13 protein-coding genes are annotated in these 13,927 nt (G+C 73.5%); 7 read left to right on the top strand and 6 right to left on the bottom strand.

Going from position 1 to position 13,927, the window contains the following annotated elements:
• Positions 1–34 precede the first annotated feature (34 nt).
• Both I3F58_RS08105 and I3F58_RS08100 read right to left on the bottom strand, forming a co-directional pair.
• Positions 35–1,063 carry a glycosyltransferase family 2 protein gene (locus tag I3F58_RS08105; protein WP_240107572.1) on the bottom strand — a complete coding sequence of 343 codons (1,029 nt, stop codon included), beginning with the start codon at positions 1,061–1,063 and terminating at the stop codon, positions 35–37.
• On the bottom strand, positions 1,060–1,905 hold the full coding sequence (locus I3F58_RS08100) for a glycosyltransferase family 2 protein (RefSeq protein WP_240107571.1): 846 nt from the start codon (positions 1,903–1,905) through the stop codon (positions 1,060–1,062). Before I3F58_RS08100 ends, I3F58_RS08105 begins: the two co-directional genes overlap by 4 nt.
• 510 nt (positions 1,906–2,415) lie before the next feature.
• On the opposite strand from I3F58_RS08100, the gene I3F58_RS08095 reads away from it, so the two are divergent.
• Both I3F58_RS08095 and I3F58_RS08090 read left to right on the top strand, forming a co-directional pair.
• Positions 2,416–3,219 (top strand): SGNH/GDSL hydrolase family protein, encoded by an 804-nt coding sequence (locus tag I3F58_RS08095; protein WP_240107570.1) that lies wholly within the window; start codon positions 2,416–2,418, stop codon positions 3,217–3,219.
• Between the two features lie 239 nt (positions 3,220–3,458).
• Positions 3,459–3,722, top strand: coding sequence for a hypothetical protein (locus I3F58_RS08090; protein ID WP_240107569.1), 264 nt, complete (start codon positions 3,459–3,461; stop codon positions 3,720–3,722).
• Between the two features lie 360 nt (positions 3,723–4,082).
• Here the strand turns inward: I3F58_RS08090 and I3F58_RS08085 are convergent, their stop codons facing one another.
• From I3F58_RS08085 to hmgA, 4 genes are all read right to left on the bottom strand, one after another.
• Entirely contained in the window at positions 4,083–5,285 is a 1,203-nt protein-coding gene (locus tag I3F58_RS08085; protein WP_240107568.1) for a CaiB/BaiF CoA-transferase family protein, read from the bottom strand.
• Between the two features lie 222 nt (positions 5,286–5,507).
• Positions 5,508–6,713, bottom strand: a complete 1,206-nt coding sequence (locus tag I3F58_RS08080; RefSeq protein ID WP_374207924.1) for a type ISP restriction/modification enzyme — start codon at positions 6,711–6,713, stop codon at positions 5,508–5,510.
• Positions 6,714–6,752: 39 nt separating this feature from the next.
• The gene (locus tag I3F58_RS08075; RefSeq protein WP_240107567.1) at positions 6,753–7,502 is read right to left on the bottom strand and encodes a GntR family transcriptional regulator; all 750 of its coding nucleotides are present in this window, start codon (positions 7,500–7,502) and stop codon (positions 6,753–6,755) included.
• 35 nt (positions 7,503–7,537) lie between these two features.
• Positions 7,538–8,860: a homogentisate 1,2-dioxygenase gene (gene hmgA / locus I3F58_RS08070; protein WP_240107566.1), complete on the bottom strand. Its 1,323-nt coding sequence runs from the start codon at positions 8,858–8,860 to the stop codon at positions 7,538–7,540.
• Between the two features lie 309 nt (positions 8,861–9,169).
• Between hmgA and I3F58_RS08065 the strand changes: the two genes are divergently transcribed.
• The 5 genes from I3F58_RS08065 to I3F58_RS08045 all read left to right on the top strand — a co-directional run bounded on the left by I3F58_RS08065 (position 9,170) and on the right by I3F58_RS08045 (position 13,896).
• A complete protein-coding gene (locus I3F58_RS08065; RefSeq protein ID WP_240107565.1) occupies positions 9,170–9,835 on the top strand; it encodes a hypothetical protein in 666 nt (221 codons plus the stop codon).
• A complete protein-coding gene (locus tag I3F58_RS08060; protein WP_240107564.1) occupies positions 9,822–10,622 on the top strand; it encodes a class F sortase in 801 nt (266 codons plus the stop codon). The genes I3F58_RS08065 and I3F58_RS08060 overlap by 14 nt, the downstream gene beginning before the upstream one ends.
• Before the next feature lie 77 nt (positions 10,623–10,699).
• Complete coding sequence (locus I3F58_RS08055; protein WP_240107563.1) at positions 10,700–11,188, top strand: DUF3574 domain-containing protein; 489 nt, start codon at positions 10,700–10,702, stop codon at positions 11,186–11,188.
• A 164-nt stretch (positions 11,189–11,352) separates the two neighbouring features.
• Positions 11,353–12,744, top strand: a complete 1,392-nt coding sequence (locus I3F58_RS08050; protein WP_240107562.1) for an aldehyde dehydrogenase family protein — start codon at positions 11,353–11,355, stop codon at positions 12,742–12,744.
• Positions 12,745–12,792: 48 nt separating this feature from the next.
• Positions 12,793–13,896: a Zn-dependent alcohol dehydrogenase gene (locus I3F58_RS08045; RefSeq protein ID WP_240107561.1), complete on the top strand. Its 1,104-nt coding sequence runs from the start codon at positions 12,793–12,795 to the stop codon at positions 13,894–13,896.
• Positions 13,897–13,927 lie beyond the last annotated feature (31 nt).

The raw sequence follows: 13,927 nt of genomic DNA, 5'->3' as shown, positions 1-13,927 counted from the left end.
GGGACCGGCCCCGAAGGGGCCGGGGGGCCGTCGTTCACAGCGGCTCCTCTCCGGCGTGCACGGCTCCGACGGGGCCCCACGAGAACGCCGTGCCCCGTCCCCGCCGCGCCCGCAGCACCCCCCGGGCGTACCCGGCCGCGGCCAGCGCCACGCCCGCCACGATCGCCCCGGCCCGCCCCGCGCCGCCGGGTCTGCCCAGCACGAGGTCCCGCAGCCCGCGCGCCACTCCGGCGGGAAGGACCCGTGTCGTGTAGCGGCGCTCGGTCTCCAGGCCCCGGACTGCCCCCACACTGCGGGCCACCAGGGCCTTCGACAGGCCCTCGGCGTACGCCCGCGTGCGGAAGTAGCCGAACCGCTCCCGCACGCGCGGCACCCTGTGGTGGATGACGGCGCGGTCGTCGACCAGCAACACCGCCCGGGGCAGGGCGGTGCCGAGCCGGATGCACAGTTCGGTCTCCTCGCAGCCGAGAGGCCGCCGGTCGCCGTCCCGCCCGATACCGGTGGCGAAGCCGCCCGCCGCGTCGAACGCGGCCCGCCGGAAGGAGGCGTTCCCGCCGAGCACGTTGCGGACCCGGACCCTGCCCGGCGGCACGCCCCGGTACGTACAGCCGACGATCCAGTCGAACTCCTCCGGGAACCACACCGGGCGGCGGCCGGACGCCCACAGCGGCTCGGTCCTGCCGCCGACGGCCATGACGTCCGGGTCGTCGTAGGCGGCGTCGAAGTGCCGCAGCCAGTCGGGTTCGGCCACCGCGTCGTCGTCGAGGAAGGCGACGACGTCGCCCCTGGCGGCGGCGATCCCGGTGTTGCGCCCGGCGGACAGCCCGCGTGGACCGGTGTTGGCGAGGACCCGTACGCGGGCGGCCTCGCCGCCGTACTCCTCGGCGAGCCGCTCCAGCAGCGGCGGGTTGTGGTCGACGACGAGCAGGGTCTCCAGCGCGGACCGCGACTGGAGCCGTACGGAGTCGACGGCGGCCAGGATGTCCGCCCAGCGGTCCTCGGTGTAGACGCAGATGACGACGGAGAACCGGCGACCGCCGACGGGAACGCTGTGTCCGCTCAAGACAGCTCTCCTCGGGGGACGCTGACCGGAGGGACGGCGGCGGGGCCGAGCCCGGTGCCCGGACCCGGGCCGGCCGGGGCCCGGCGCGTCCGCTTCTCGCGCAGGATCACCTTCAGGACCCGCAGTCCGTCCCGTACGGCGTGCAGGTTGGAGGCGCCGTGGATGCGGACGTATTCGTGGCTGGGCACCTCCTGGACCCGCAGACCGGCCGTGACCACGCGGATGTTGAGAAGGGTCTCGATCTCGAAGCCGGTGCAGTCGAGGCTGACGGCGTCCAGGCAGTGCCGCCAGAACGCGTTGTAGCCGTAGCACAGATCGGTGTAGCGGGCGCCGAACTTGGCGTTGACGACCGCGCACAGCAGGCGGTTGCCGAGCCTGCGGACCGCGGTCATGTCGTCGGTGCCGCCGCCGTTGGCGAAGCGGGAGCCCTTGGCGAAGTCGGCGCCGCCGACAAGGGCGGAGACGTACGACACGATCTCGTGGCCGTCCGCCGAGCCGTCGGCGTCGACCATGACGATGATGTCGCCCGAGCAGGCGGCGAACCCGCTGATCAGCGCGTCGCCCTTGCCCTTTCCTGCCTGCTTCACCACCTTGACCTCGGGCCAGTGGGAGCGGGCCACGGCCACGGTGTCGTCGGTGGAGTTGCCGTCGACCAGCACCACTTCGTGGATCCAGCCGGGCAGGGTCTTGAAGACGTACGGAAGGTTCTCCGCCTCGTTCATGGCCGGGATGACCACGCTGACGGGCGGGGTGATGGCCAGGTGCGAGGTGATGGCCCGCCACTCGGCGGAGTCCGCCGCCGGTGTGGTCCGGGTGGCCGGGCGCAGGAAGGAGCTGCTCATCGGTCGGTTCCCTCTCGTCCGGTGGGCCGCCCGCGGCTGGGCGGCCCGGATGGGTGTCCGGTTCGAAAGGGGGGTTCTCACCCTGTTCGTACTGCTGCGTTCATGACCATGCCGGGTGAGCGGGCAGTGCTCTTGCGCGGCACGTGACTCGGTCAAGGCACCGAGCACGACACCCCCCTACCGCGCCCCGCTCCGGCCCTCGGGTGCTGCGAGGCGTCTGACCCCTCCCCTGGAGTCGCCTCGCGAGATGAGCCGGTGCGGGTGGATGTACGACGGTATTGACGCGTCTGACTGTATGACAAGAGGCCGTCCCCTGGGCCGCCTTTTGGCTTCTTTGTTTTATTTCACTGTCAGTGATCCTGATTGTGTGGTGTTTGTCTTCTCGTGTGGCAAGGGGGGAGGCGGTGACTCCGGGAGAGTGAACTCTGTGCGGGTCCACGCCAGATGTATTGGCATGTACACGGCTGCGCGCTACGCAAGTCAGGCAGAGAACCTGCCGAAGGGGGTTACATGAAAACGACCCGCACCGCCGCGCTCGTGTCCTCGCTGCTCCTCGGTGCGGCGCTCGCCCTCACCGGGGCCGGCGCCGCCCACGCGGACTCCGCCGCCGTCGACTACGTGGCGCTCGGAGACTCCTACTCGTCCGGCGTCGGCGCCGGCAACTACGACGGCTCCAGCGGCTCCTGTAAGCGCACACCCCGCGCGTACCCCGCGCTCTGGGCCGCCGCGAACGCGCCCTCGTCCTTCGCGTTCACCGCCTGCTCGGGCGCGAAGACCCACGATGTGACGAACAGTCAGATCGCTCCGCTCAACAGCGGCACCGACCTCGTCTCGATCACCGTCGGCGGCAACGACGCCGGGTTCGCGGACGTCATGACCACCTGCGTCCTGCAGTCGGAGTCCAGCTGCGTCAACCGCGTCAACCAGGCCAAGAGTTACGTCGACGACACGTTGCCCGGGCGGCTCGACTCCGTCTACGACGCCATCCGTCAGAAGGCCCCTTCGGCCCGGGTCGTCGTCCTCGGCTACCCCCGCTTCTACAAGATCGGCGGGAGCTGCGTCACCGGGCTGACCGAGAACGAGCGCCGCGCCATCAACGGCGGCGCCGACCACCTGAACGCGGCGCTCGCCAAACGTGCTGCGGACCACGGGTTCACCTTCGCGGACGTCCGGCCGGCGTTCACCGGGCACGAGATCTGCTCGGGCTCGTCGTGGCTGCACAGTGTGAAGTGGCTCAACATCGGTGAGTCCTACCACCCGACGGCGTCGGGGCAGTCGGGCGGGTACCTGCCGACGTTCCGCGGGGCGGTGTAGTCCCTGGTCGGGGCGCTGTCGCGCAGCCCCCGCTCCCCGGGCGCCGGAAGGGCTCGAGCAAGCCGGTCCGGCGCTTCGGGGCGCGTCCAACTCGCCCTGGAATCAGACACATTCGGAGAGTAACTGTCAACCCTCGTATGTGTGCGGTGAATCCCGATACCGGGATACACGGCTGCGATGCGGGGACGATAGGCTTAACGTGGCCCGGGCCGGGTGCCCTTGTACGGGTGGGGAGTGACATGGAACAGATAACGATGCGCGGCAGGCCGCGTGTGCCTGCGATCAGTTGTAAGAGCGGCGCGACCAGTTCGCGACTGGACCGCCACCTCGCGGTTCTCGGGGGGCCGGCCATTCCGCAGCGCGACGTCGCGGAGGCGACCTCGCTGATGCGTGAGCTGACGACCCGTGACGTCGTGCACAGCCGTCGGAGCAGGAGCGCGCGTGTCTCGCTCTTCGCGCCGCTGCGCCGACTGCGCCGCTCGCTCTTCGGCAACCACGGCTAGCGGAGCGGGGCCCGGCCGGTCACCCCGAGCCCCGCTCCGACGTCACGTACACCCCTCCCCGCACCGGCCTCCCGCCCACACCCCGCGCACCGCCCGTCCGGCATCCCGGGCCCGGATCCTGCGCCGCGTGCCCCCGTCCCCCGGCCACGCGTTCGGTGGTCCGTGCCCTGCGCTCGGGTGATTCCTCACCCGGCCCCGTCGGCGCTGCGCGCCCTGCGGCCCGTCCTGCCACCCCGCGTCGCACGCCCGGCGTGACGGCCTTCTGCCGCCCGGTCCCGGGCAGCCCGGCCCGCCTCACACGTCATGTGTCACGCGCCATCCGGCCCGCGCCTCCGTCCGCCCAGGGGCAGCCCGCGTCCGTCAGGCGACCACGCCCTCTCGCCGCAGCGCCGCCCGGTCCTCCGCCGGCACACCCAGTTCCCGGAGCAGCAGGTCCGTGTGCTCCCCGAGGGAAGGGACCGCGCCCATGCGTGCCTCCGGGCCGTCCGGAAGGGTGATCGGCGGCAGCAGGGCCCGCAGGGGGCCCGCCGGTGAGGGAACCTCACGCCAGCGGTCGCGCGCGGACAGCTGGGGGTGGCCCGCCACATCGGCCACCGTGTTCAGCCGGGCGCACGCGATGCCCGCCGCGTCCAGCCGCGCCAGCGCCTCCGCCGTGTCCAGCGCGGCCAGCGCCTCCGCCACCACCGCGTCCGTCTTCTCCCGGCGCGCCACCCGGGCCGTATTCGTGGCGAAGTCCGGATCCTCGCCCAACTCCGGGCGGCCCAGCACCTGCTCGGCCAGGCGGCGCCACTCGCGGTCGTTCTGCACCGACAGCAGCACCTGCCCGCCGTCGGCCGTCCCGTAGGCGTCGTACGGGGCGATGACGGCATGCGCCACACCCGTACGCACCGGTGCCTCGCCCCCGTGCATACCGTGGTGCAGCGGGTGGCCCATCCACTCCGCCAGCGACTCCAGCATGGAGACCTCCACCGGGCCGCCGCGCCCCGTCGCCGCCCGCCGCAGCAGCGCCGCCAGCACGCCCGAGAACGCGTACATCGCCGCCGCGATGTCGGCCGCCGGGACGCCCGCCTTGACCGGCTGCTCCGCCGTGCCCGTCACCGACACGAGGCCCGCCTCGCACTGCACGAGCATGTCGTAGGCCCGCTTGTGCGCGTACGGGCCGCCCGCGCCGTAGCCGGATATGTCCACCGCGACGAGACGGGGGTGCGCCGCGCACAAGGTCGCCGCGTCCAGGCCCAGGCGGGCCGCCGCACCCTGCGCCAGGTTCTGCACGAACACGTCGGCGTCCGCGACGAGCCGCCGTACGAGGGCCAGCCCGCGGGGGTCCTTGAGGTCGACCGCCAGGGACTCCTTGCCGCGGTTGCACCACACGAAGTGCGAGGCGAGCCCGCGGGCCGCGGTGTCGTAGCCGCGGGCGAAGTCACCGCCGTCGGGGCGCTCGATCTTGATGACCCGGGCGCCCAGGTCCGCGAGCTGGCGGGTGGCGAAAGGAGCGGATACGGCCTGCTCGACGGCGACGACCGTGACTCCGTCGAGCGGCAGGGGCTGCGGGTGGGTGCTCATGGCACCCGTGCATATCGTGTACGGGGCACGTTGTCACGGGCCGGGCGCCACTGGGCGTGCGTCCGGCGGTGCCTTCCCCCCCCACACACGCCGACGCCGGTCCGGCCGGCTTCCGGGGCCGGGCTCTCCCAGGCTCCTCGGGTCGGCGGTAGCTCCCAGGCGCGAGAACGGGGACCCCGGTTCCGTTGGGCGCGGGGCGGGGGAGGGCCCGTCGTGCACCGCCTACAGCAGCGCGCCCTGCCCCTCCGGCCCCTCCTCCCAGTGGTCCAGCACTGATGCCGGCCGCCGCGCGGCGTCCCCTGCGGGCAGCACCCCGGCGGCCCGCAGCGCGCTGCGGGTGAGCCCCGGACCCCCGCCCGGCAGGAGGGCCCGGCGCTCGGCCTCCAGGCCGTCCAGCAGGGCCAGCACGGTGACGAGCTCCAGCAGCTCGGACGTCCATTCCCGCGGCCATTCCCGAGGCCTGACCGCGTCCAGCGTCCCCGGCTCGGCCTCACCCGCACGCCGCTCGAACCACAGCGGCAGCATCCGCGCGCCGCCCACCCGGAACTCCCAGGCCTCCTCGGGCACCGGAGCGATCCGCCCCGTCCCGCCCACCACCAGGGCCTCGCCCTCCGCGTCGTACGCGAGCGTGCCGGGGTCCGGAGGCAGCGGGGCCCGCACGTAGGGGCGCCGCCCGCCGGGAAGGCGCGGCCGGTCACCGCCCCGCGCGCCCCGCAGGTGGATCCCCGTCAGCCGCTGTCCCAGGGCCACCCCCGCCGCCCACGTCCCGGGCCCGCCCGGCAACGGCACCCGGCACCCCTCGGGCGTGGGCCGTGCCGCCGCCACCGCCCAGGCCAGCAGGTCCCGCGCGGTGACCGGCATCCCGTAGCGGGCCTCCAGCAGCTCCAGGAGCCCGGGCACGACATTGGGCTCCAGACCCCCGGGACGCCGGTACAGCGGCCGGATCCGGCCGGGGCGCCCGGCGGGGGAGCGGCCGTCCGGCAGCGCGGCCGTCACCAGCAGCGCGGGCCCCGCCGCCCGGGGCACGTACGGCTGCTCCACGGCGAACAGCTGACGGTCGTCCGCCACCCGCCACAGCTCGGGGCGCGCCACGTCGATCAGCCGGTGGTCCGGCAGCAGCCACTGCTCGTCGAACGGGCCGTACGCCAGGCGCACCGGCTCCGGGCAGGGCCCGGCCTCCCGTACGAGCCGCACCGTCCCGGTCCGCTGCCCCGGCAGCGCGGCGACCGCCGTGCGCGTCGTCCGGGCCCGGCTCGGCCGGAACAGCGCGTCGCGCTCGGCGCCCTCGGCCGCGAGCAGCGCGTCCCAGCGGGCGCGCAGGGTGCGGAGGTCGGGGGCGACCACCCACTCCCGGCCGAGGCGCAGGGGCGGCACGGACCACGGCATGAGGTCGTCGAGCAGCGGGGCGTCGTCGTTCACGGTCGGCACGGCCCGACATGGTAGTGACCGAGGCGGCCCGCCCGCCTCTCAGTCCGCCTCGACCGTCACCGTGAAGGAGAACCGGTCCCCCCGGTACCGGATCCGGGCCACGTCGACCACCCGGCCGTCCTCGCCGTACGTCACGCCCGTGTAGTGCAGGATCGGGGACAGCAGCGGCACCTGGAGCAGCTCCGCCGTCTCCGGGTCCGCGAGCCGTGCCTCCACCGTGTCCGTGATGCGGCTGATCCGCACGCCGACCGCGTCCCGCAGCACCTTCGTCATCGGCCAGCGCTCCAGATCGGCCAGGTCGATCCGGGCCGCCACGTCCGGACGTACCGCGTTCTCCGCCCAGTTCGTCGGCTCGTCCGACTCCGCGTCGCGGCGGAGCCTCCGGTACGTGACGACCTCGGCCGAGTCAGGGAAGTGCTCGGCCAGGTCGCCGGGCACCCGGCCCGGGCCGTGGCCGAGGATCGTCGTCCGCTCACCGGACTGCTGGGCCACGATCGCGTCGATCGAACCCAGCAGCCGGCGCGGGGCGCTGCGCCGCGCCCCCGGTTCGATGAAGGTGCCGCGCCGCCGGTGCCTGCTGATCAGGCCCTCCTCCTCCAGCTCCTTCAGCGCCTGGCGCATGGTCAGCACGCTCACCCCGTAGTGCGCCGCGAGCTGCTCCTCGGTGGGGAGGCGCAGCGACGCGTCCGGGGAGCGTCCGAGTACGGACGCGCGCAGGGACTGGGACACCTGGTACCACAGCGGCAGCTTGCGGTTCAGGACCAGCGAGTCGGGGGCGAAGGCGGACACGGCATCTCCGTACTGCTGCGTACAGCCGGGGCGTACTACGGGCGGAAGTGGCGTTCCAGACCCTGCCACACGTCGTCGTAGCCCCGCTGAAGGTGGTCCGCGTCCACCGCCTGGGCCGTGGTGGTCATCGGCCACCGGGTCTCGAACATGAACGCCAGGCCGTCGTCCACCTTCTGCGGCACGAGGTCGGCGGCGCTCGCCTTGTCGAAGGTCTCCCGGTCGGGGCCGTGCGCGGACATCATGTTGTGCAGCGAGCCGCCGCCGGGCACGAATCCTTCCGCCTTGGCGTCGTACGCGCCCTCGATCAGGCCCATGTACTCGCTCATCACGTTCCGGTGGAAGTACGGCGGCCGGAACGTGTCCTCACCGACCAGCCAGCGCGGCGCGAACACGACGAAGTCGACGCCCGCGAGGCCCGGGGTGTCGGACGGGGAGGTCAGCACCGTGAAGATCGACGGGTCCGGGTGGTCGTAGCTGATCGTCCCGATGACGTTGAACGTCCGCAGGTCGTAGACGTACGGGACGTGGTTGCCGTGCCAGGCGACGACGTCCAGCGGCGAGTGGCCGTAGGTCGCGGCCCACAGGTTGCCGCAGTACTTGTTGACCACCTCCACGGGGCCCTCGGCGTCCTCGTACGCGGCGACCGGGGCGCGGAAGTCACGCGGGTTGGCCAGGCCGTTGGCACCGATCGGGCCCAGGTCCGGGAGCTGGAACGGCTGCCCGTAGTTCTCGCACACATAGCCGCGCGCCGTGGCGTCGAGCAGCTCCACACGGAAGCGCACCCCGCGCGGGACCAGCGCGACCTCGCCGGGCCGGGCGGCCAGCAGGCCCAGCTCGGTGCGGAGCAGCAGCCCGCCCTGCTCGGGAACGATCAGCAGCTCGCCGTCGGCATCGCTGAAGACCCGCTCCATGGAGGCGTTCGCGTGGTAGAGGTGCACGGCCATGCCCGAGCGCTGCGCGGGGTCGCCGTTGCCCCCGAGGGTCCACAGCCCGGCCAGCCAGTCCGTGCCGGGGGCGGGCTGCGGCAGCGGGTTCCAGCGGAGCCGGTTCGGGTCCGGAACGGTCTCGGTGAAGGGAGCCGAGCGCAGGGCGCCGTTGTCGGCACGCACGAACGGCGGGTGCGCCGCCGAGGGCCGGATCCGGTACAGCCACGAGCGCCGGTTGTGAGCCCGGGGCTCGGTGAACGCGCTGCCGCTGAGCTGCTCGGCGTAGAGCCCCAGCGGGGCGCGCTGCGGCGAGTTCCGGCCCTGAGGCAGGGCGCCGGGGACGGCCTCCGAGTGGTGCTCGTTGCCGAAACCGGAGAGGTACTCCAGGTTCTCGGCCGTCTTGGTCGCCTGCGCCGGCGGCTGGGTGGTCATGGCACGCTCCTGCGGTTTCATGGAATCCTATGTATGACCGTAGGATTCGGTCGGCCCGTCGTCAACGGGGGTGACGGCGGGCCTTCAGCGTTGCTGCGCCGACCGGGCGAACCGTGGCGGCGCGCCGCCGTGAAGTCCGTGGATGTCCGGAATCTGACTGATAGTCGGATTATCGGCTCATCAGGCCGGTTTGGGTCGGTTACGACCGACTCGGGCCGTTCGAGGCCGTTCGGGGCTGCTCCAGGTCATTCGAAGCGGCTCAAGGCCGGACAGAGCCGATTCGTTCGACTTCTCACGGAGGCCCCCTTCATGACCGCAGCCCGACCACTCCTGCGCACCGCCGTCGCCGCCCTCGCCCTCGGTGGAGCCGCGTTCGGCACCGCGCCCGCGGCCGTCGCCGCCCCCGGCGACAACGGCGACATCAAGATCCACAGCATCACCACGCCCACCACCGACCAGCGCAACGAACCCAAGGTCTGCCGCTTCTACCTCGCCGCCTTCAACTTCGACACGCTCCAGCAGGTGAGCTGGTCGATCGTGCCCCAGCCGATGCAGTCCGGCGACGCCACCCTGCAGGGAGACATCACCCTCGCCACCGGCACCGGACACACCCAGGAGCTGTCCCTGCCGGACGGCATGTACAAGCTCACCTGGACCTTCGAGGGGGCCTCGGGTGCCGGGAAGATGAAGGTCTTCCGCGTCGACTGCCCACCCGGCGGCAACGGCAACGGCAACGGAGGCGGCAACGGCAACGGAGGCGGCAACGGCAACGGCGGTGGCCCGGGCAAGCGGCACCACGAGTACCCGCACGGCGGTGTCGGGGCCGGCGGCGGTGGGATGGCCGAGCCGGCCGGCGGCGACAGCGGCGGCGGCTCCGCGGCGTTCGGCGTCGGTTCGGCGCTCGCCGCCGGCCTGGCGGGGACGGCCGGGCTGATCCTCGTCCGCCGCCGCCGGCGCGCCCATGGCGCGGCGTAGCCCGCGCAGGCCCCGGACCGCACGGCTCACCCGCCGGCAGCGACGCCTCTTCCGCCTCACCCGGACCGTGGTGCTGGCCTGGGTGCTCGTCGCCGGCGGGATGTGGTGGGCCCAGGACGGCGAACCGTCCGGGCCCGCCGTGGCCGCCGGGTCCGCCACCCCGGCCGCGAAGGCCTCGAAGACGGCGCAGGTGCCCGAGGCCACCCCCACCGCGAAGCCGACCCCCACCACGAAGCCCAGACCCACCGCGAAGCCCACGTCGTCCGCGAAGCCCGCCCCCGCCCCGTCACCCGTCAAGAAGGCCGAGCCGCTCCCTGCGCCCCTCCCGCCCTCGGCGGCGAAGCGTCTCGCCATTCCCGCGATCACCATCGAGGCACCCGTCGTCGGCCTCGGTCTCGACCGGTCCGGAGCCCTGCGCTCCCCGCCCGTCGACAACCCCCGGCTCGTGGGCTGGTACGAGGGCGGGCCCACGCCCGGCGAGAAGGGCACTGCCATCGCCGTCGGTCACCGGGACACCCGCACCGGTCCGGCCATCTTCCTGAACCTCGACTCCCTCAAGCCGGGCAACACCGTCCGTGTCACCCGCGAGGACGGACTCACCGCGGTGTTCACCGTCGACCGCGTCCGTACGTACGACAAGGACCGGTTCCCCGACCGGGAGGTCTACGGCCAGGCGGACCGGCCCGAGCTGCGGCTGCTCACCTGCGGGGGTTCCTTCCGCCCGAAGGGGGGCTACGCGGCGAACGTCGTGGTCTTCGCCCACCTGACGGCCGTCCTGAAAGCGTGACGATCCGATCACTCCCTGCAAGAGTGATCGCTGTCCTCGCGCGACCGCGACCCACAAGGCAAGAGGAGAACGCTTTTATGTCCGCCAAGTCCGCCGGCACCCGCACCCGCGTCTCGCCCCGCGCCCGCCTCCCCGTCGCCCTGGCAGCCGCCGCGCTGCTCGGAGCCGCCGCCCCCACCGCGTACGCCACCCTCGCCGACGGGGCGCCCCCGCCCGCCGCCTCCCCTGCCGGCGCCCGGCCCTTCGTCGAGACCCGCCTGCTCTTCGGCACCGAACGTCCGGACGGCGGGCCCGCCGTCACCGACCGGCAGTTCATGGCGTTCGTCGACCATGAGGTCACCCCCCGCTTCCCGGACGGTCTCACGGTCCAGGAGGGGCGCGGCCAGTGGCGGGGTGCGTCCGGGGCGATCGTGCGTGAGCGGTCGTACGAGCTGATCCTGCTGTATCCGTCGAGCGAGGCCGAGGCGGCCCGGGCCCGGATCGAACGGATCAGGGGCGTGTACACGGACATGTTCGCCCAGGAATCCGTCGCCCGTGTCGACGATCGCGTACGCGTGGCCTTCTGACCCGGCCGGGTCCGTCCCCCGCCGGGATGGCAGGATCGTGCCGTCCCGCCGCCCGGTCCCCCTGGCGACAGAAAACTACCGCCGCTAGTTTGGTTCGCAGCCAGAGGGTCAACAGGTCATCGGGTCATCGGATCGCCGGTCACCGGGTCGAGCAGGGAGCAGCGATGAAGGTCCACGAGGGGAGCTACGTCAACGGGGCGTGGCAGCCGGTCACCACCGCCGAGTCCGTCGCGGTGGTGAACCCGGCGACCGAGGAGGTCATCGCCCATGTGGCGGCCGGGTCCGCACAGGACGTGGACGCGGCCGTACGGGCCGCGCGCGCCGCGTTCCCGGACTGGGCGGCCACCCCGCCCGCCCGGCGCGCGGCCCGGATCGCGGCCCTGCGCGACGCGGTGGCGGCCCGCGCGGACGAGATCGCCGCGACGGTCACCGCCGAGCTGGGCGCCCCGCCGAAGCTGGCGCAGGCCGTGCACGTGGGGCTGCCGGTCGCCGTCGCCGGTTCGTACGCCGAGCTGCTCGCGACGTACCCCTTCGAGGAGAAGGTCGGCAACTCCACCGTGCTGATGGAGCCGGTCGGCGTGGTCGGCGCGATCACGCCCTGGAACTACCCCCTCCACCAGATCGTCGCCAAGGTGGTCCCCGCGCTCGCCGCGGGCTGCACGGTGGTGCTCAAGCCGGCCGAGAACACCCCGCTCACCGCCCTGCTGTTCGCGCAGGCGGTGCACGAGTCGGGCCTTCCCGCCGGGGTGTTCAACATGGTCACCGGCCTCGGCCCGGTCGCCGGGCAGGCGCTCGTCGAGCACGAGGGCGTGGACATGGTGTCCTTCACCGGATCCACCGCCGTCGGCCGCCGCGTCGGCGCGCTCGCCGGCGGGGCCGTCAAGCGCGTCGCGCTGGAGCTGGGCGGCAAGTCCGCGAGCGTCCTGCTGCCCGGTGCCGACGTGGCCGCGGCGGTCAGGGGCAGCCTCGCCAACGCCCTGTCCAACTCCGGTCAGCGGTGCAGCGCGCTCACCCGGGTCCTCGTCCACAGGGACCGGTACGAGGAGGCCGTGGCCGTGGCCGCCGAGGCGCTCGCCGGGTATGTGCCGGGGGAGCGGCTCGGCCCGCTCGTCAGCGCCGCCCAGCGGGACCGGGTCGTGGGCTACATCGAGAAGGGCATCGCGGAGGGTGCCCGCCTGGTGACCGGCGGCCCCACGCCGCCGCTGGCGCGCGGCTTCTACGTCAGCCCCACCCTCTTCGCCGACGTCACCCCCGAGATGACCATCGCCCAGGAGGAGATCTTCGGCCCGGTCGTCGTGTTCCTGCGGTACGAGGACGAGGAGGACGCCCTGCGGATCGCCAACGGCACCGACTACGGCCTGGCGGGCGCGGTGTGGGGCGAGCCGGAGGCGGCCACGGCGTTCGCCCGCCGTATGGAGGCCGGGCAGATCGACGTCAACGGCGGCCGGTTCAACGCGCTCGCCCCCTTCGGCGGCTACAAGCGGTCCGGCATCGGCCGGGAGCTGGGCGCTCACGGCCTGACCGAGTACCTGCACACCAAGTCGCTCCAGTTCTGAGCCCGTTCCACCAACCCAACCCGCCCCCTGCTTCGGGAGAAACCGATCGTGGTCGTCCGTGCCGCCGTCCTGCCGTCCGTCGGGTCTCCGCTGGAGATAACCCGCATCGACCTGCCCGAGCCCGGGCCCGGACAGGTCCGGGTGCGCCTTGCCGCCGCCGGGGTCTGCCACTCCGACCTGTCCCTGTCGAACGGCACCATGCGCGTGCCCGTCCCGGCCGTACTCGGACACGAGGGCGCCGGGACGGTCGTCGCGGTCGGTGAAGGGGTCACCCGTGTCGCACCGGGTGACGGCGTGGTCCTCAACTGGGCCCCGTCGTGCGGGACCTGCCATCACTGCGGGCTCGGTGAGGTGTGGCTCTGCGCCGACGCGCTCACCGGGGTGGGGCGGGTGCACGCCGTCACCGAGGACGGCACCGAGCTGCACCCGGGCCTGAACGTTGCCGCGTTCGCGGAGGAGACCGTGGTCGCCGCGAACTGCGTGCTGCCCGTCCCCGACGGGGTGCCGCTCACCGACGCCGCCCTGCTCGGCTGCGCCGTGCTCACCGGCTACGGCGCGGTCCACCACTCCGCCCGCGTCCGCGAGGGCGAGTCCGTCGCCGTGTTCGGCGTGGGCGGGGTCGGCCTGGCCGCGCTCCAGGCGGCGCGTATCGCGGGTGCGGGGCCGGTCGTCGCGGTGGACGTGTCGGAGGAGAAGGAGGCCCTGGCGCGGGCGGCGGGCGCGACGGAGTTCGTCCTCGCCTCCGGCACCACCGCCAGGGAGATCCGCGGACTGACCGGCGGGCAGGGCGCGGACGTGGCCGTCGAGTGCGTCGGCCGGGCCGACACCATCCGTACCGCCTGGGACTCCACCCGCCGCGGCGGCCGCACCACGGTCGTCGGGATCGGCGGCAAGGACCAGCAGGTCTCCTTCAACGCCCTGGAGATCTTCCACTGGGGCCGCACCCTCTCCGGCTGCGTGTACGGAAACTCCAGCCCGGCCGAAGACCTCCCGGTCCTGGCGGAGCACGTCCGTGAGGGCCGCCTGGATCTGTCCGCCCTGGTCACGGACCGGATCGGCCTGGAGGACATCCCGACGGCCTTCGACAACATGCGCGCGGGGAAGGGCGGCCGGGCACTGGTGGTCTTCGATCCGAGCACGCCGGGAGCCTGAGCACGAGCGGCCCGCCCGTGCCCCGTCCGGT

It is taken from the genome of Streptomyces sp. MUM 203J (genome assembly GCF_022414595.1).
Classification (GTDB): domain Bacteria; phylum Actinomycetota; class Actinomycetes; order Streptomycetales; family Streptomycetaceae; genus Streptomyces.
Note: the sequence above shows the minus strand (reverse complement) of the source record. Positions and strands in the feature narration are given on the sequence as shown.

What these genes read in the sequence shown, in the direction of transcription:
- I3F58_RS08100 (WP_240107571.1), bottom strand. Translation starts at nt 1,905, where the DNA reads ATGAGCAGCTCCTTCCTGCGCCCGGCCACCCGGACCACACCGGCGGCG.
- I3F58_RS08095 (WP_240107570.1), top strand. Translation starts at nt 2,416, where the DNA reads ATGAAAACGACCCGCACCGCCGCGCTCGTGTCCTCGCTGCTCCTCGGT.
- I3F58_RS08090 (WP_240107569.1), top strand. Translation starts at nt 3,459, where the DNA reads ATGGAACAGATAACGATGCGCGGCAGGCCGCGTGTGCCTGCGATCAGT.
- I3F58_RS08085 (WP_240107568.1), bottom strand. Translation starts at nt 5,285, where the DNA reads ATGAGCACCCACCCGCAGCCCCTGCCGCTCGACGGAGTCACGGTCGTC.
- hmgA (WP_240107566.1), bottom strand. Translation starts at nt 8,860, where the DNA reads ATGACCACCCAGCCGCCGGCGCAGGCGACCAAGACGGCCGAGAACCTG.
- I3F58_RS08065 (WP_240107565.1), top strand. Translation starts at nt 9,170, where the DNA reads ATGACCGCAGCCCGACCACTCCTGCGCACCGCCGTCGCCGCCCTCGCC.
- I3F58_RS08060 (WP_240107564.1), top strand. Translation starts at nt 9,822, where the DNA reads ATGGCGCGGCGTAGCCCGCGCAGGCCCCGGACCGCACGGCTCACCCGC.
- I3F58_RS08055 (WP_240107563.1), top strand. Translation starts at nt 10,700, where the DNA reads ATGTCCGCCAAGTCCGCCGGCACCCGCACCCGCGTCTCGCCCCGCGCC.
- I3F58_RS08050 (WP_240107562.1), top strand. Translation starts at nt 11,353, where the DNA reads ATGAAGGTCCACGAGGGGAGCTACGTCAACGGGGCGTGGCAGCCGGTC.